The organism is Homoserinimonas flava (assembly GCF_054969005.1).
Genome location: NZ_JBUEQS010000001.1, coordinates 723,664 through 741,377, shown reverse-complemented (window position 1 = coordinate 741,377; position 17,714 = coordinate 723,664). Strand labels below are relative to the sequence as shown.

Here is a 17,714-nt window from a genome sequence, read left to right as displayed (position 1 = left end):
GCGGATGCCGCGTCGGTCGGGCATCCGCCAGACAATCAGGCGCGTTCCTGGCGACGGATGCGAGGAATGCCGGAGACGAGCGGCGTGAGGAGACCCAGTGCGAGCGCGGCGAGCACACCGAGATCGGTCATCCCGAGCGCCGAATCGGGGGCGACCCCGATCAGGACCCAGAGGTAGCCCTGCCATTCGAGGCCGGGGATCGATGCGGCCGTGAATCCGAACCCGATCGCGCTCGCCACGACGAGCATGCTCACGTTCACCGTGTTGACGTTGCCGTAGAGCGCCCCGCGGCGCATGAGCGCCGCCCCGTCGAATCGCTCGTTGCGAATCATGAGATCGCACGCGAAGATGCCCGCCCACGCTGCCACCGGCACCGCGATGGTTGTCGCAATATCGGTGAAGAGCGTGCGGAGATCGCCAGTGAGCCCGAGCAGCAGCACCGCGAGAATTCCGACAAGCAGCGTGACCACGATCACCCCAACAGGGCGCCGCACCGTGACGCCGGCCGCCTGGAGGGAGAACGCGCCGGAATATATGGTGAGGACCACGCCGCACAGGAGGCTGAGCACCAGTGCCGCGGTGAGTGGCACCGGGTACCACAGCGGCAAGAGCCCGCCGAGGGCAGCGATGGGGTTGCTCTGCAGAGCGTCACCGAGCGTTGGCGACGCCGATGCAAGCAGCACCCCATAGCCGAGAAGTGTGAGCGTCGGAACCGCGGTTCCGGCGATCGTCCACGCAATCGACGCCGCCCCGGATCCGCCAGACCGCTGATAGCGCGCAACCTCAGCACCGCTGTTTGCCCACGCGAGCCCGATCACGCTGAAGACAAGCACGGCGCCGGTCGCAATATGCACCCACGGACCGTCACCTACCGAAAGCGCCGCCGTGAGGTCGAGACTCGGCGCTGTGAGCACCACGACACCGAGCATGAGCAGTGCGCTCAGGATGCCGAGGACAGTCGCAAAGCGGATGAAGAGGAGGTATCCGAAAACTCCGACGACAGCGGCAATGAGGAGCGCTGCCGCGACGACCACGAGCGGGAACCAGGCAGGGAGGGAGATGTCAGAAACTTCCGCGGCGGCGGAGACGCCATTCGCAATGATCCAGAGAAAGACGGCACCCCAGAACACACGAGCGATCACCGCGAGAACCGCCGGGAGCAGATTGCCAACGACACCGAATGCTGCGCGCGACACGATCATGGTCGGCTGGCCGCTCCACTTGCCAGCGAGTACGCCGAGCCCCAGCGGGAGAAGAGAGAATGCCACACCGACGAGCACCGCGACCAGTGCCTGACGCACGCTCATTCCAAGCGCAAGCAGCGCAGCCCCGATAGCGATGCTGACGACCGAAGAGTTGATCGCAAACCACTGCCAGAACATGCGAGCTGCACGCCCGGTTCGGCGCTCGAGCGGCGTCGGCTCGCCTTCATTTGACTCGATCGCGAAGGCTCGTTGGCGAACGACCGATTCGTCTTCGAAGACGGGAGTAACACCGGGTTCCACCGGCGCGGGAGGAGGAACCGTGTGAGCAAGCGAGGCGGCGGCCGCCGGCTCGACGGCATCGGCCTGGCTCGCGAGCCAGGCTCGGTCGGTCTCGTCGACGTGAGCGTCGTCAGCACGCAGGTCCTGTTCGGCAGCCGCCGCACTGCCGAACACGCGTGAATCCTGTTCGGGGTCGTCGAATGGTGTGTAGGCGGCCGTCGCGTCGGGGTCGTAGTGAGGCTCCGCTAGCCCAGTGGCAGGCCCGACGATCGGCTCTTCAGTGTTCTCGTCGGGACCTGCGGCCTCGTCGACCGGCCCGGGAGGGCCTGGCCGGTCTGTCGAGAACAGCGCGTCGTCGATCGCGACCTCCGTCGCGAAGCGCTGGCCGAGACTCGCGTTCGCGCGCTCGATCGCCAACAGCGCTTCGGGGGAACCGATGGCGTGCAGCGATCGCTCCCAGGACGCGAACTCTCGTGCATCATCCGCTCGAAACTGCATCTGCACCTCAAGCTCCGCGAGCGCGCCTGAAACGCCACCTCGGTCGCGCTCACTGCTGAGGACCTTGGCGAGCGCGTCGTCGTCGAGCGAACGCCGCCGAGGTGGCTCAGGAAGCTCGGAGCCCGGCGGAGGAACGACTGCCGACGACGGGGCCGGTGGCGGAGCAGCCTGCAGCATGGCTCCAAAGTCGGCGGGCAATGACACCCCGAGGATCGGCACCTCAGGAGTGACCGGTGGCGATGAGACAAACGGGGCCGACGGTTCGAATGGCTCTGGTCTTGTATCCGCGGCAGGGTCATGCACTGGCCGTGGCGACGACACCGGCGGCGCGAATCGGCTGAAGTCAGTATCGGGCGCGACCGCGGAACTGACGTCATAGCCAGCGTCGTGAGCGTAAGGCTCAGAGTCGTCGCTCGTCTGTGGCAGCAGCGCGAGGTCGAGCCACGAATCTTGTCCAGGGTCATAGCGGGGAGGCTCGGATGGGAGGTAGGCAGGAAACTGTGCTGCCTCGGGAGCAACAGGCGCTGACTCGAAGGAGGGCGGAGCGGATGGCATAAACGACTCGTGCCAACCGCCCTCCGGCTGCACGATGATGACATCGCTGTCCCAGATCTGCTCAGACGCCTTCGGGCCGGGGAATGACAGTTCGACCTTCTCTGCAGTGGGCTCAGGCTCAAGCACGGGATCGATGAGAGCGGGTGAAACCGGGTCGGGAGCGACTTCGGCATCCATGAGTGCCTGGAAGAGCTCGTCGGTGGAGTTGCTCGCTCGCTGCAGCATCTCCGGCGTAATGATCGGCATCGACGCAGTGACCTGCGCGACCTGCGCGGCGAGTGCATCGGCGAGAGCATCGTCGTCGAGACCTGCGGTCGCGGCATCCGTCGGCTCCGACGAACCGCCGGCACCGGTTCCCGCGGCGCGTTGCCAGGTGGACCGCCGCCTGAATCCGCCCGCAGCGTCGTCGCCGAGAAGCTCGGCGTCGGAGGTCGCAGGGTCGTCCATGGCCAAATACTAGCGACAACGATCCATCGAGCGCTTTGGCCACGCAGAAGTGGTGTGGGCCCTGCTGTGATGTGGGCCCTGCTGTGATGTGGGCCCTGCTGTGATGTGGGCCCTGCCGGGATCGAACCGACGACATCCACGGTGTAAACGTGGCGCTCTACCAGCTGAGCTAAAGGCCCGTGCCGCCGATGCCGGCGCACACTCCATAGTACAAGCGTGGAAGCGCTCCGCTCACGCTACGCGGGCGATCGCATCGCGATACACCGCGAGGTCACGTCGCTCTCCTGGAGCGTTTACGACGCGGTCGAGGATGATGCCATCTTGACCAATAAGCAACGTCGCCCGTGCGGCGAATCCGCGGTCTTCTAAGAACACCCCGTAGCGTTTCGCCACCTCGCCGTGGGGCCAGAAGTCACCAAGCAGGGTGAACGTGTAACCCTCGCGTTCCGCGAACTCCCGAAGCGTCGCCTTGTTGTTCACCGAGATCGCAACGAGATGCACGCCCGCGTCATCGAAGAGCGCGAGGTTGTCGCGAAGCTCACACAGTTCACCCCTGCAGGTATTGGTGAACGCCAACGGAAAGAACACGAGCGCGACCGGCTTCGTCTCGAGAAGGCCCGAGAGCTCGACTGACTCACCGAACTGATTGTCGAGCGTGAAGGCTGGCGCCTGGTCACCGATCTCTGCTGCCATGTCGGCGCTCCGTCTCTCATGTCAATGCGCTCGTGGTCGAGCAAACTGTGGCAAATGCTAGCGACGTGTGTGGAAACCATCCAAACGATGCCGACTTTCGATAACTAGGATGGTCTAGCCCGCCCAACGCTGCGTCGTGACCCGACCAACGAAATCGGCGGGATCGAATAGTCCGCAGACAAGATTGAGGCAACCGTGACGATTCACGACCAGGACCCGTATTCGGTGAACCACATCGACTCGGACCCGCAGGAAACCGCAGAGTGGCAGGAATCCCTTGACGGGGTCGTTGCTGCCCAAGGACGCGGTCGCGGCCGCGACATCATGCTCAGCCTGCTCAAGCGCTCCAAAGAGCTTCAGCTCGGCGTGCCAATGGTGCCCACGACGGACTACATCAACACCATTCCGGTCGAGAACGAGCCCGAGTTTCCCGGCAATGAAGAACTCGAGCGTCGGTTCCGGGCCTGGATCCGATGGAACGCCGCAATCACAGTGCACCGTGCGCAGCGCCCCGACATCTCGGTCGGTGGCCACATCTCGACCTACGCATCATCCGCCTCGCTCTACGAGGTCGGGCACAACTACTTCTTCCGCGGTCAGGACCACCCAGGCGGTGGCGACCAGATCTTTTACCAGGGCCACGCCTCCCCCGGCATGTACGCCCGGTCCTTTCTCGAGGGACGCCTCAGCGAGGAGCAGCTCGACAGTTTCCGCCAGGAGAAGTCCCGCGCGCCGTTCGGACTCTCGTCGTACCCGCACCCGCGGCTCATGCCCGACTACTGGCAGTTCCCGACCGTCTCGATGGGGCTCGGTCCGATCAACGCGATCTACCAGGCACAGGCGAACCGGTACCTCACGAATCGCGGCATCAAAGACGCGAGCGACTCACAGGTCTGGGCGTTCCTCGGTGACGGCGAGATGGACGAGGTTGAGAGCCGCGGCGCCCTCCAGCTCGCGGCGAATGACGGTCTCGACAACCTCAACTTCGTTATCAACTGCAACCTGCAGCGCCTTGATGGCCCCGTGCGCGGCAACGGCAAGATCATCCAAGAGCTCGAGAGCTTCTTCCGCGGCGCTGGCTGGAACGTCATCAAGGTCGTCTGGGGTCGCGAATGGGATGAGCTGCTCTCCCGCGACGATGATGGCGCCCTCGTCAACCTCATGAACGTCACACCCGACGGCGACTACCAGACCTACAAAGCTGAGGATGGCGCCTATGTGCGCGAGCATTTCTTTGGTCGCGACCCGCGCACGCTCGATCTCGTCAAGGACTACACCGACGACCAGGTCTGGGGCCTCAAGCGTGGCGGCCACGACTACCGCAAGGTGTACGCGGCATTCAAGGCTGCCTCTGAGCACAAGGGCCAGCCGACCGTCATCCTTGCCCACACCATCAAGGGCTACGGCCTCGGCAAGTCGTTCGAGGGTCGCAACGCGACCCACCAGATGAAGAAGCTCACGCTCTCAGACCTCAAGCAGTTCCGTGACGAGATGCGAGTTCCGATTACGGATGCTGCGCTCGAAGCCGACCCGTACAAGCCGCCGTTTTACCACCCCGGCAACGACGATGAGGCAATCGAGTACATGCACGAGCGTCGTCGCGCGCTCGGCGGCTACCTGCCGGAGCGTCGCTCGAAGTACACGCAGGTCTCCCTGCCGGATGCATCGACCTACGACATCGTGCGCAAGGGCTCTGGCAAGCAAGAGATCGCCACCACGATGGCGTTTGCTCGGCTGCTGAAAGATCTGCTGCGCTCGAAGGACTTCGGCCACCGCATCGTGCCGATCATCCCGGATGAGGCGCGCACGTTCGGCATGGACGCCTACTTCCCGTCGGCGAAGATCTATAACCCGAATGGCATGCACTACACCTCGGTCGACCGCGAGCTGCTGCTCGCCTACAAGGAGAGCGTGCAGGGCCAGATCTTGCACACCGGCATCAACGAGGCGGGCGCGTTCGCAGCCTTCACCGGTGTCGGAACCTCGTATGCGACCCACGGCGAGCCGCTCATCCCGGTCTACGTCTTCTACTCAATGTTCGGGTTCCAGCGCACGGGCGATGCCATGTGGGCGGCCGGCGACCAGATGGCCCGAGGGTTCATCATCGGTGCGACCGCCGGTCGCACAACACTGACGGGTGAGGGGCTGCAGCACGCCGACGGGCACTCGCCACTTCTTGCCTCCACCAACCCCGCGGTCGTGACGTACGACCCAGCCTGGGGCTATGAGCTCGGACTCATCGTGCGCGCGGGAATCGATCGGATGTACGGCGGGACCCACCCGGACCCGAACGTCATGTACTACCTCACGGTGTACAACGAGCCACTCGTGCAGCCGGCCGAACCAGAGAATGTTGACGTCGATGGTGTGCTCCGCGGCATCCATCGCCTCAATGTGAACGAGGCTGCAGGGCCCAAGGCCCAGATCTTGGCGTCGGGAGTCGCCGTTCCGTGGGCCATCGAGGCGCAGGTACTGCTGCAGAATGACTGGGGCGTCTCGGCCGATCTGTGGTCGGTGACGTCGTGGAGCGAACTGCGTCGTGACGGCCTTGCGGCAGACGAGCACAACATGCTCAACCCCGGCACGGAGAAGAAGGTGCCGTACGTGACCGCGAAACTGCAGGGTGCTGAGGGGCCGTTCATCGCGGTGACCGACTTCATGCACGCAGTGCCAGACCAGATCCGCCAGTTTGTTCCGGGCGACTTCGCCACACTGGGTGCCGACGGCTTCGGCTTCTCGGACACGCGCGCGGCAGCACGTCGCTACTTCAAGATCGACGGTCCATCGGTCGTCGTCCGGACGCTGCAGTCGCTCGCCGCCCAGGGCGCCGTTGACCCGAGTCTGCCTGCGCAGGCGATCGAACGCTACCGGCTCCACGACGTCACTGCCGGAACCTCCGGCAACGCCGGCGGCGAGAGCTAGGCGCCGACAACGATCATGGCAGCACCTCGGACGAAAGCGCAGACGCTCGCCTGGCTGAAGACGATGTCAGGCGAGCTCGCGACAGCGACGCTCAAGCGACTGGAGGACACGCTCCCCTGGTATGGCGACATGCCGCCTGGGCGTCGCTCCGCGGTTGGCATGGTGGCGCAGAACGGCATCACCTCGTTCATTCACTGGTATGACGACCCCACGTCGACGCCGTGGATCGCTGCCGACGTGTTCGGTGCGGCCCCTCGGGAGCTGCTGCGGTCGGTGAGTCTCACGCAGACCCTCCAGCTCATCAAGGTGACGGTGGAGGTCGTTGAGGAACGAATCAAGGGCCGCGACGCGTCGCTCGCCGAGGCGATTCTCCTCTATTCGAGAGAGATCGCCTTTGCGGCGGCGGATGTCTACGCGCGCGCCGCCGAGGCACGCGGACTCTGGGATGCACGCCTCGAAGCGCTCGTCGTCGACTCGATCCTCAGCGGCGAGTACGACGACGAACTCCCGAGCCGCATCGCGGCCCTCGGGTGGCACGGTCACGGCGAGGTCTCGGTGCTTGTCGGCACCGCGCCGAAGATGCTCGATGTCGACATGCTGCGACGCACCGCACGCCATCTTGAGGCCGACGTGCTCATCGGGGTACAGGGCAGCCGTCTTGTTCTCGTGATCGGGCGGGCAACCCCAGCCTCAAGCGAACCCGAGGAGACGATTCCGCAGCACCGTGAATCGTTCCTCGATATCGCGAAGGCGCTCGAACCGGGGTTCGGCGATGGTTTCCTCATTCTCGGTCACGAGGTGCCCTCGCTCGTCGAGGCGTCGCGAAGCGCCAAGGCGGCACTCGCGGGCTTTGCCGTCGCCCGCTCGTGGCGCAATGCACCCCGACCGGCACTCGCCGACGATCTGCTTCCCGAGCGCGCACTCGCGGGCGACCCCCTCGCCAGATCGACACTTATCAACCGCATCTACAAGCCCCTCCAGGCGCATTCGACCGAGCTTCTCGGCACGCTGTGGTGCTATCTCGACAACGGGCGTTCGCTCGAAGCGACCGCACGAGAGCTTTTCGTGCACCCCAACACGGTGCGCTATCGACTCAAGCGCGTCTCCGAGGTGATCGGGTGGGATGCCACGGGCGCCCGTGAATCGCTCATCCTGCAGGCGGCACTCATCGTCGGGTCGATTGCTGAGACCGAGCACACCCCGCGCCGACGGGCCGGGCACTGACGTCGGCCGTCTCGACTGACGGCGCGCACAAGCATCGCGCCATTTCTTGGTTGAGTTCCACAGCGCAATACCGCGAGCGATAGGGAGACTAGAGAAGTGATCGTTATCGTGTGCCCCGGACAGGGCTCTCAGACCCCAGGGTTTCTCGAACCCTGGATCGCCGAACCCCGATTCGCCGAGCACCTCGCCACCCTGTCGGATGCTGCGGGGCTCGACCTCGCCCACCACGGCACGGTGTCGGATGCCGACACGATCCGTGACACCGCAATCGCACAGCCGCTCATTGTCGCCGCCGGACTCCTCACGCTGCGCGCCCTGCTCGACGGGCGCCGCGAGCGGGTCGGCGGTATCGCTGGTCACTCGGTTGGTGAGTTCACTGCGGCAGCCGGTGCCGGCATCCTGTCAGACACCGACGCCGTGCGTCTCGTCGCTGCGCGCGGTGCTGCCATGGCGGATGCCGCGTCGGTGAGTGCCACCGGCATGAGCGCCGTCATCGGTGCCGACGAGGCGGCCCTCCTCGAGCGGCTCGCCGAGCTCGGACTCGAGCCAGCGAACTTCAACGGTGGCGGCCAGATCGTCGTTGCCGGTGATCTCGATGCCCTGGCGACGCTGCGGGAGGCGCCACCGGCTGGTGCCCGTGTTATCCCACTGCAGGTGGCTGGAGCGTTCCACACCCGCCACATGGTGCCAGCGGTCGATACGCTGCGCACTGCAGCCTCGACGGTCGAATCCGCCAACCCGACCCTTCCGATCTGGACAAACCACGACGGCACCCGCATCGACGACGGTGCGGCCTTCGTCGACCTGCTCGTCGGCCAGGTCTCATCCCCAGTGCGCTGGGACCTCACGATGCAGTCCTTTGCCTCAGAGGGTGTCGAGGGCATCATTGAGATCGCCCCGGCTGGCGCTCTGGTGGGCCTCGCCAAGCGCGCGCTCAAAGGGGTCCCAACCGTTGCGATCAAGACCCCGGATGATCTCACCGCCGCCTACGACCTCCTCGATGGGACCGCCTCATGACTTCCCCCGTACTCACCCAGTCCTCCGGAGCGGAGTTCACCCGCATCTACAGCTATGGCGCGGCCCGCGGCGACCGCGTCGTTCCCAACTCCGAACTCGTTGGCCCGATCGACTCCAGCGACGAGTGGATCCAGCAGCGCACCGGCATCGTGACCCGCACGCGCTCCTCGGTCGGCATTCTCGCCGTCGATCTCGCGACGGATGCTGCGACTGAGGCCATCGAGAAGTCGGGAGTTGCACCAGAGCTCATCGACCTCGTCATCGTTGCCACCATCAGCAACGTGCAGCAGACCCCCTCGCTCGCCGCAGTCGTGGCCGACCGGGTCGGCGCCAATCCGGCGGCGGCCTACGATGCCAATGCCGCGTGTGCCGGGTTCAGCTATGCCGTCACGCAGGCCGATGCGCTCATCCGCTCGGGCGCTGCGCACTACGCGCTCGTGATCGGAGCCGAGAAGCTGTCCGACGTCGTCGACCCGGCTGACCGCTCCATTTCGTTCCTCCTCGGCGACGGTGCCGGCGCCGTCGTCATCGGCCCCAGCGACTTTCCCGGCATCGCTGCACCGGTGTGGGGCTCCGACGGGTCGAAGGCAGCCGCGGTCGGCATGAACGCAACCCTCGTCGACTACCGGGATGGCAACGCCGTGTGGCCGACACTCCGTCAGGAGGGCCAGACGGTCTTCCGTTGGGCGGTCTGGGACATGGCAAAGGTGGCGAAGCAAGCCCTCGAGGCGGCCGGCATCACTGCCGATGATCTCGCGGCCTTCATCCCCCACCAGGCGAATATGCGCATCATCGACGAATTCGCCAAGCAGCTCAAGCTGCCAGAGCATGTGCTCGTCGCCCGGGACATCGCGACGACCGGCAACACCTCGGCCGCCTCGATTCCGCTCGCCACCCACCGACTGCTCGAAGAGCATCCGGAACTCAGTGGAGGGCTCGCGTTGCAGATCGGTTTCGGCGCCGGGCTCGTCTTCGGAGCCCAAGTCATCGTTCTGCCCTAAACTTGGCCTCGGTCAAAACGACACCTCAAGGAGAAAACACCATGGCATTGTCAACCGAAGAAGTTCTGGCCGGCCTCGCCGAGCTGATTAATGACGAGACTGGAATTGCAACCGACACGGTTGAGCTGGACAAGTCGTTCACCGACGACCTCGACATCGACTCGATTTCGATGATGACCATTGTGGTCAACGCCGAGGAGAAGTTCGACGTGAAGATTCCCGACGACGAGGTCAAGAACCTCAAGACCGTCGGCGACGCTGTCACGTTCATCGTCGCAGCCCAGGGCTAACACTCGACGTCTGCGCATCGGCCCGGGTCTATTTGACCGGGCCGATCGCGCACCGACGCACGTCACCGCCGACAGAGAGTTTTCGTAATGACCAAAAAGATTGTCGTCACCGGCCTGGGCACCACGTCACCGCTCGGCGGAGACACCAAGTCAACCTGGAATGCCCTCCTTGCGGGCGAGTCGGGCGTACGTCCGCTCGAGCAGGAGTGGGTGGCCAAACATGAGCTGCCCGTGACCTTCGCCGGCCAGGCTAAAGTCCCGGCGGCCGATGTGCTTGCGCGCGTCGAGACGAAGCGTCTCGACCCAAGCAGCCAGTTCGCCCTCATCGCCGCGCGAGAAGCATGGGCCGACGCTGGTACACCCGATGTCGACCCTCGTCGGATCACCGTCGACTATGCGACCGGCATCGGCGGAGTGTGGACGCTGCTTGACGCGTGGGACACCCTCCGCGAGAAGGGCCCGCGCCGGGTCCTCCCCATGACCGTGCCCATGCTCATGCCAAACGGCCCCGCCGCCGCCATCAGCATGGAGCTTTCTGCGCGCGGCAGTGCACGCACCGTCGTGTCTGCCTGCGCTTCAGGCACTGAGTCGATCGCGAATGCCTACGATCACTTGCAGGCTGGGCTCGCCGACATCGTCATCGCGGGAGGCTCGGAGGCCGCCATTCACCCGCTTCCGATCGCCGCATTCGCAGCGATGCAGGCGCTTTCGAAGCGCAACGATGACCCGGCTGGCGCGTCGCGCCCCTACGACGTGAGCCGCGACGGATTCGTCCTCGGTGAGGGCGGCGCCGCTATCGTGCTCGAAACCGAAGAGCACGCGCTCGCGCGCGGTGCCCGCATCTATGCCGAACTTGCGGGCGGCGCCGTTACGAGCGACGCACATCACATCACGGCCCCGGACCCCGAGGGTTCGGGCGCGGCTCGCGCCGTGCTCGCCGCCCTCGAGCAGGCAGGCGCGACACCCGACGATGTCGGGCACATCAATGCGCACGCCACCAGCACTCCAGTTGGCGACATCGCGGAGTTCAACGCTCTCAAGGCAGTCTTCGGCGACCGCGTCGGGAGCATCCCGGTATCGGCCACGAAGGCATCGACCGGTCATCTACTTGGCGGCACGGGCGCGCTCGAGGCCATCTTCACGATTCTCGCGCTCTACGAGCGCACCGCTCCCCCGACGATCAACCTCACGGAGCAGGATCCCGAGATTCCCCTCGATGTCGTGACCGAGCCCCGCTCGCTCGGCGAAGGTCCGCTCCTCGCGATCAGCAACTCCTTCGGATTTGGCGGCCACAACGCCGTCATCGCGTTCCGCAGCGTGTAGGCCGTTCGCGATGCGGATCGCGATCGTCAGCGACTACTTTCTCGACTATGTCGGCGGCGCCCAAACGTCAATGCTTCAGCAGGAGCGGGCACTGCTCGACGCCGGTCACGAGGTATTGCTCGTTGCAGCCACACGTGGGCTGAACGCCGCGACGGTAGAAGACGCTGGCGGAGTACACGTGAGACCCATGCTCACGCTGCCCGGATTCGACCTCCCCGTCGTCACCAACACGGCCGCCCTCCGATCGACGCTCCGCGAAACGTTCGAGCGCCACGGCATCCAAGCGATCCATGTGCAGACGGAGTTCGGGCTCGCACACGCTGCCGTCGATACTGCGCGCGACCTCGGGTTGCCCGTGATCCACACAGTCCACACCTTCTACTGGGCGAGCGACGGCGGCTGGCATGCGCCACTCGCTCCCCTGCTGAGAACACTGCTCCGACGCATCACGGGCACCCCGTTTCCACGACGTCCACTCAGCCGGCGGCCCGTCGACAACCTGCTGCGCAATCTCACCCTCGCCATGGCACAGCGCGTCGACATCGTCGTGTCACCATCGGCACATCAAGCAAAAGACCTTGCCGCCGCCGGCGTGACCGGACGCATCGAAGTACTGCCGAACCCCATTGCGACGTCGTCGCTGCCCTCGCGCACGCTGTCGAACGCCACCGCCGAGCATCCGTCATTCCTGTGGGTGGCGCGCTGCGAGAGTGTGAAGCGACCGCTCGTCTTCGCCGAAGCCGCAGTCACCGCGCTCACCACGGCACCCGGTTCGTTCACCGTCGACTTTGTCGGCGAGGGTGGTGAGCTGGCAACCCTTCGCTCTATGGTCGCCGATCGCCCCGAAATCCGTGTCCACGGCAATCTGCCGCACGAGCGTGTGCTCGAACTCATGGATGCCAGCGCGATGGTGGTGCTCACCTCGCTCGGCTTCGACAATCAGCCGATGACGATTGCCGAGGCGGTGAGCCGGGAGCGGGGCGTGCTCTACTGCGACCCGAAGCTCAGCGAGGGTCTCGGACAGGCCGGATACCGCTCCGCCACCCCGGATGCTGCTGGGCTGGCGCACGCCCTCACCGCGCTCGTGAGCGATCCAGAGTTGATCCTCGCGCTCTCACGCGGCGCACGAGTGGACCGGGCGCTCTTTGATCCGAAGAATTACGTAGCGAAGATCACGGACTTCTACGTGGCCTGACCCGCTGCACCACTCTGGACAGCCTTCGGCCTAGCCGACCTTGTGCAGCCAAGCGACCTGATGTTCGTCACTTGCGTGACGGAACGCCTCGAGCTCGTCGTCCCAGGCCTGCCCGAGCGCAAGCCGAAGTTCGCGGTGCAGCTCGAAAGCGTCGGAGCCGGCAACCTCCATCGCGTAGCGGATGCGGTCCTCCGGCACGACAACGTTGCCAGCAGTATCGGTTTGAGCGAAGAAAATGCCGAGGTCGGGGGTGTGAAGCCACCGCCCGCCGTCACTCCCCGGCGTGGGGTCCTCCGTGACCTCGTAGCGCAGGTGCTCCCACCCGCGCAGCGCAGAGGCGAGTGCAGCGCCGGTGCCCTGCTCACCCTCCCAGTAGAACTCGGTGCGGAGGGAGCCCTTGAGCACCGTCTGATCGGCCCAGTCGAAGTTCACGGCGCGGTCGAGAGCACGACCTGCGGCCCACTCAATGTGCGGGGCAAGCGCGCGAGGAGCGGAGTGCACAAAAAGCACCCCGCGTGCAGTTGCTACAGCCACGATCTCTCCATTCCACTTGGTACGACTTCCCCATCGACCACTGGAACGAGAGTGCTGAACAACGAACTATTCGATTGTGGCGTTGCCGCCACCTCGAATTATGCCTGATCGCGAGCCGGAATGACAAGCGTGTCATTCCGTGTCGCCTGTGAATGTGCCGACGGACGATCATTTCGCGTCGGCATAGCTGTCGACCACTTCAATCGTGAGGGGAAAGTGCACGGGGAGCTGGCTAAACAACAACCTGCCCGCCTCTTTGGCGGACTCGCGGATCGCGTCGGCCACGGCATCCGCGTGCTCCGCCGGGGTGTGCACGACAACCTCGTCGTGAAGAAAGAAGGCCAGGTGGGGTGATGCCGTGAGAGCCCCGGCTCCGAGCAGGTGAAGGCGTTGCCGCAGGGTCGCCATCCAGCACAGCGCCCACTCCGCCGCCGTGCCCTGCACGACGAAGTTGCGCGTGAATCTGCCCCACGACCTGGCTGCTCCGCGAGCCCGGTCAGCAGCCCCGGCAGGGGCACCCTCACTCGATGCGGATGACTGCACCTCGCGCCACTCCTCGCCGGGGAACGGCGAACCCCGGCCGAGCAAAGTCGCCACCCGCTCACCGCGTTCACCGGCGCGGGCCGCGGCCTCGACGAGGGCAATCGCCTGCGGATACGCACGCGCGAGCGCCGGCATGAGCCGGCCACTCTCCCCCGTCGTCGCCCCGTACATCGCCCCGAGCATCGCGAGCTTCGCCTGCTCGCGCGTCGCGACGGCACCGCTCGCGACAATGCCGGCATAGAGATCGCCGGCAGCGCCAGCCTCGACCATGCCGCGATCGCGCGCCAAGCCAGCGAGAATGCGAGGCTCGAGCTGCGCAGCATCCGCCACCACCAGCTTCCATCCCTCGTCGGCAACCACGGCGCCGCGCACCTGCTTCGGCAGTTGCAAGGCTCCGCCACCACCACGGCTCGCCCAACGACCCGTCACGACGCCGCCGGGCACGTAGTCGGGGTGGAACCGCCCGTCGCGCACATTCGACTCGAGCCAGTGCCATCCGTTGGCGCTGAACAACCTCGCGAGCGACTTGTACTCGAGGAGAGGCGCGATTGCCGGATGCTCGATGCGCTGCAACTCCCACTTGCTCGTCGACTCCACCATGAGGCCAGCCCGGCGGAGCGCCTTCAGCACGGTCGCGGCAGAATCAGGATTGAGATCCGGCGCATCAAGCGCCAAGCGGATGTCACGCGCGAGCACCTCCATGCGTGCCGGGCGGTCTCCCTGCCGACCGGGCCGCGGCCCGAGCATCCGCGTCAGCAGGGCATCGTGGATCGAGGCCCGCCACGGAAGCCCCGCATGTTTGATCTCGGCGGCAACCAGAGCGCCGGCAGATTCTGCCGCGAGCAGCATGGCGAGGGCCGACACGCGCGAGGCTTCGCGCTGCAGGATGAACTCAGCGAGCGGATCGCGGGCATCGGTCTGCCGTGTGGCCTCGAGATCGAAGAGTGCTGATGCTGTCGGTATCGGCACATCGTCAATCGGGGGGTCATCCCACGAGTCGATGGGAAGGTTCGCCACGCGAGACCCCTCACTGTGCGGCGACGCCCGAAGGATGGCGCGGCACAGCCGGAGATCGACGCACCGCTCAACCCGAACACCCTCACGCAGCAGCGGTGGGTACCAGTGATTCGTGTCGTCCCATACCCAGCGCGGCCGGCCACGCTCGCGTCGAGCCACCTCAGCGGCGAACTCGACCCGCGGCACGGCGGAGGTGTCGAGCACGTGGCCGTCATCATCGAGCGTCGACAAGCTCACCCCTGACGGAGCTGAGTCGACAACAATGTGCACGGTGTCCAGTCTGGCGGGAGCCTACGACGTTGGGGTAGGCGGGGTGGGTTTCGATACGGCCCTAGCGGGCCTACTCAACCGGCGGAACGGGGCCGCCGCGTCAGTGGAGGAGCACGCCACCCTTGGCGAGCACGTTCTTCTCGCCCGCCTCGATCGGCACCGCAAAGCGATTCTGCTTCGGCGGCATCGGGCAGTTGAATGCGTAAGAAAACGCGCACGGAGGCAGCACCGCGAGGTTGAAGTCGAGAGTGATCGTGCCATCGGGGTTCGGCGCGACAAAGAGGAATCGGCCAACACTGTAGGTGGAGTCGCCGTTCGTCGCATCGGCGAACACGAGCTGGAGCGCACGGCCCGACTTGAAGGCCGCGAGGTTGTACTCCACACCATCCTTCTCGAACGTGATCTCCCCTGGGATCACCATCTCACGAGCCTCGCCCTCGTCTTTCAGGTGCTCGAAGCCCAGCGTGGTGCCACCCTCAATCTCTACGAACTGCGCCGAGATGACCCACTCGGGGTTGTAGGGGAAGGCATCGATCGTCTCGAACTGCTGCACGGCCTCGGCGTTTGCATCCCACACCCTGAGCGCATAACCGCCATCGACGGCGATGATGAAGCCGACAACCGTGTCGCTGAAACGGATCTCGGATGGCGCACCCGAATCCCGGCCGGCGACCGTGACCGAGCCATCGACGATGACGCCATCCACCACGATGCCATCGTCGGCGGTCGCCGTGAGGAGGACCCCTGACTCGCCTGACGGCAGCGGCGCCCACGTGCCGGGAATGCCCCACACCGACTGCTCGGAGTCGATCAGCTGCGTTGTGGTGAGCGCGAGGCTGCCCTGCGGCTGCACGACCGATTCGTCGCGACGGCGGCGGAAGGTGGCGAGGCGCGATTCGGGCGTGGTGGCGGTATCCATGCTTCCCATCCTACGAAAAAGGTCGGCCCCCACCGTGAGGTGAGGGCCGACCGAAGTCTCACGTGTTCCGCAGGCCGGTGACGGCCAGACGGAACAGGTCAACTAGATGGGGCGAATGTTCTCTGCCTGAGGACCCTTGGGGCCCTGCGCGAGATCGAATTCGACCTTCTGGTTCTCGTCGAGCGAGCGGTAGCCGCTCGTCGAGATCGCCGAGTAGTGTGCGAACACATCGGGGCTGCCGTCTTCGGGGGCGATGAAGCCAAATCCCTTTTCAGCGTTAAACCACTTAACGGTTCCTGTTGCCATTTTATCTTCTCCTTCAGGAGCTCTTCGCGTGACTCCGACCTCCGGAATCACTCGTCGCGGTGAACTTCGTCCGCTCCCGAAAGAAACTTGCCACCCGAGGGCGGCAACCAATCAAGATCTGCGAGGTACTGCAACTGCGTTACCGACACTAGTGCACGGTTTGCCGAAAAGACAGGTACCGCCCCCTATTTGCATGGTATTCACCGCACTGACACCTGACTGTGACGTCGTGGCATCCAAATCGCGACAATCGCCGTCGCCGCCATGAGCACGGCGGCAGAAGCGAATGCGACCGGATAGGAGAACGTGTCGAGGAGCGCGCCAGCCGCAAGGGGGCCGACGATAGCGCCGGCATCGGAGAACGCCGAGAACACGGCGATCGGGCGCGCGTTCTTTGGCCCGGCAGCGTCGCCGACCGCGGCGGCCGGCGCCGTGCCCATGAACGCCGCCGCCACGCCATAGAGGCACAACAGCACAATGAGCACCGCGAGATCACGCACGTGAGGGATCGCGAGCAGCAGCACCGCCGCAACGCTGAAGGCGCCGATGATCGCGGGCCGCCGACCGACGCGATCGACAAATCGACCGGCCGGAGCGAGCGCAAGTGTTTGGGCGACGGCCGCAATCGCGAACGCCACCCCCGTCCACACCGCGGTCTCGCCGAGAAGCTCGACGATGAGCACCGGGATGAGCGCACTCCGCACCCCCATCGAGCCCCAGCCCTGGGCAAAATTGGCGAGGCACGCCGTGATGAAACCCCGATCGCGGGCAACCGCACGCAGCGGGATGCGGTCGAGCGCGGGCGCCCGCCCCGTGGCATCCGGTCGGCGCAGCAAGAGCAGGCCGATGAGACCTGCGACGAGAAGAGTCGCCGCGTAGAAGAAGAACGGCGCACGGAGTGAGACCACCGCGAGGAGACCGCCGATGCCGGGACCTGCCATGCCGCCGATGAGAAAGCCGCCCTGGTAGAACCCCATGGCCCGCCCCCGTTGGCATGGCGGCGTATTGCCCAAGAGAAGGGTCATTGCCGAGACCGAGAACATGGCCGAACCGATGCCACCGGCGCCGCGGAGCAGAAGCACCTCCGGGTAGTTGTGCGCGACGCCAACGAGTCCGCTCGAGACGGCCACAATGCCAATCCCTATCGCAAGGATCGTGCGTTCACCGCCGAAATCGACGAGCCGACCGACAAAGGGTGTTGCGATAAGGCGCATCAGCGCGAACGCCGACACCACCGCCCCGACCTCGAGGAAACCAACCTCGAAGGTGCGCACGAACACCGGGAGCACCGGGATTACGACGCCGAAGCCGAGCATCACAAAGAATGCGATCACCCCGAGGACGAGCACGTCACGATCGAGCCGCTCGCCCTGCCCGGACCTGAATCTGCTGAAGAACGGGACGCGGGGCACCCAGCAAGGCTAGCTGCGAAGCGGCGGGTGCCGCAGCGCCTGAAATCGAGGTGGGAGATTTATG

The 17,714-nt window shown here is 65.4% G+C and carries 14 protein-coding genes and 1 tRNA gene; 7 read left to right on the top strand and 8 right to left on the bottom strand.

The annotated features are described in order from the left end of the window. Positions 1–35 precede the first annotated feature (35 nt). The 3 genes from ACY48M_RS03525 to ACY48M_RS03515 all read right to left on the bottom strand — a co-directional run bounded on the left by ACY48M_RS03525 (position 36) and on the right by ACY48M_RS03515 (position 3,677). Complete coding sequence (locus ACY48M_RS03525) at positions 36–2,984, bottom strand: purine-cytosine permease family protein (protein ID WP_462818850.1); 2,949 nt, start codon at positions 2,982–2,984, stop codon at positions 36–38. Positions 2,985–3,090: 106 nt separating this feature from the next. After that, positions 3,091–3,163 (bottom strand) — tRNA-Val (locus tag ACY48M_RS03520). 52 nt (positions 3,164–3,215) lie between these two features. Further along, on the bottom strand, positions 3,216–3,677 hold the full coding sequence (locus tag ACY48M_RS03515; RefSeq protein ID WP_462818849.1) for a peroxiredoxin: 462 nt from the start codon (positions 3,675–3,677) through the stop codon (positions 3,216–3,218). 195 nt (positions 3,678–3,872) lie between these two features. On the opposite strand from ACY48M_RS03515, the gene aceE reads away from it, so the two are divergent. The 7 genes from aceE (at position 3,873) to ACY48M_RS03480 (ending at position 12,649) form a co-directional block, all read left to right on the top strand. After that, on the top strand, positions 3,873–6,599 hold the full coding sequence (gene aceE / locus ACY48M_RS03510) for a pyruvate dehydrogenase (acetyl-transferring), homodimeric type (RefSeq protein ID WP_462818848.1): 2,727 nt from the start codon (positions 3,873–3,875) through the stop codon (positions 6,597–6,599). A 15-nt stretch (positions 6,600–6,614) separates the two neighbouring features. Continuing rightward, positions 6,615–7,823 (top strand): PucR family transcriptional regulator, encoded by a 1,209-nt coding sequence (locus ACY48M_RS03505; RefSeq protein ID WP_462818847.1) that lies wholly within the window; start codon positions 6,615–6,617, stop codon positions 7,821–7,823. 96 nt (positions 7,824–7,919) lie between these two features. Further along, on the top strand, positions 7,920–8,840 hold the full coding sequence (locus ACY48M_RS03500; RefSeq protein ID WP_462818846.1) for an ACP S-malonyltransferase: 921 nt from the start codon (positions 7,920–7,922) through the stop codon (positions 8,838–8,840). Further along, positions 8,837–9,841 carry a beta-ketoacyl-ACP synthase III gene (locus ACY48M_RS03495; RefSeq protein WP_462818845.1) on the top strand — a complete coding sequence of 335 codons (1,005 nt, stop codon included), beginning with the start codon at positions 8,837–8,839 and terminating at the stop codon, positions 9,839–9,841. Before ACY48M_RS03500 ends, ACY48M_RS03495 begins: the two co-directional genes overlap by 4 nt. Before the next feature lie 41 nt (positions 9,842–9,882). After that, positions 9,883–10,131, top strand: a complete 249-nt coding sequence (locus ACY48M_RS03490; RefSeq protein ID WP_147721361.1) for an acyl carrier protein — start codon at positions 9,883–9,885, stop codon at positions 10,129–10,131. An 87-nt stretch (positions 10,132–10,218) separates the two neighbouring features. Then, positions 10,219–11,454 (top strand): beta-ketoacyl-[acyl-carrier-protein] synthase family protein, encoded by a 1,236-nt coding sequence (locus tag ACY48M_RS03485; RefSeq protein ID WP_462818844.1) that lies wholly within the window; start codon positions 10,219–10,221, stop codon positions 11,452–11,454. Positions 11,455–11,464: 10 nt separating this feature from the next. Further along, positions 11,465–12,649, top strand: a complete 1,185-nt coding sequence (locus ACY48M_RS03480) for a glycosyltransferase family 4 protein (protein ID WP_462818843.1) — start codon at positions 11,465–11,467, stop codon at positions 12,647–12,649. A gap of 30 nt (positions 12,650–12,679) precedes the next feature. On the opposite strand, the gene ACY48M_RS03475 is transcribed toward ACY48M_RS03480, so the two are convergent. From ACY48M_RS03475 to ACY48M_RS03455, 5 genes are all read right to left on the bottom strand, one after another. Beyond that, a complete protein-coding gene (locus tag ACY48M_RS03475) occupies positions 12,680–13,183 on the bottom strand; it encodes a DUF3145 domain-containing protein (RefSeq protein ID WP_462818842.1) in 504 nt (167 codons plus the stop codon). 168 nt (positions 13,184–13,351) lie between these two features. Then, complete coding sequence (locus tag ACY48M_RS03470) at positions 13,352–15,013, bottom strand: bifunctional 3'-5' exonuclease/DNA polymerase (RefSeq protein ID WP_462818841.1); 1,662 nt, start codon at positions 15,011–15,013, stop codon at positions 13,352–13,354. Positions 15,014–15,113: 100 nt separating this feature from the next. After that, entirely contained in the window at positions 15,114–15,932 is an 819-nt protein-coding gene (locus ACY48M_RS03465) for a DUF1684 domain-containing protein (protein ID WP_462818840.1), read from the bottom strand. A gap of 102 nt (positions 15,933–16,034) precedes the next feature. Next, on the bottom strand, positions 16,035–16,238 hold the full coding sequence (locus tag ACY48M_RS03460) for a cold-shock protein (protein ID WP_462818839.1): 204 nt from the start codon (positions 16,236–16,238) through the stop codon (positions 16,035–16,037). A 200-nt stretch (positions 16,239–16,438) separates the two neighbouring features. After that, complete coding sequence (locus ACY48M_RS03455) at positions 16,439–17,650, bottom strand: MFS transporter (RefSeq protein ID WP_462818838.1); 1,212 nt, start codon at positions 17,648–17,650, stop codon at positions 16,439–16,441. Positions 17,651–17,714: the final 64 nt, after the last annotated feature.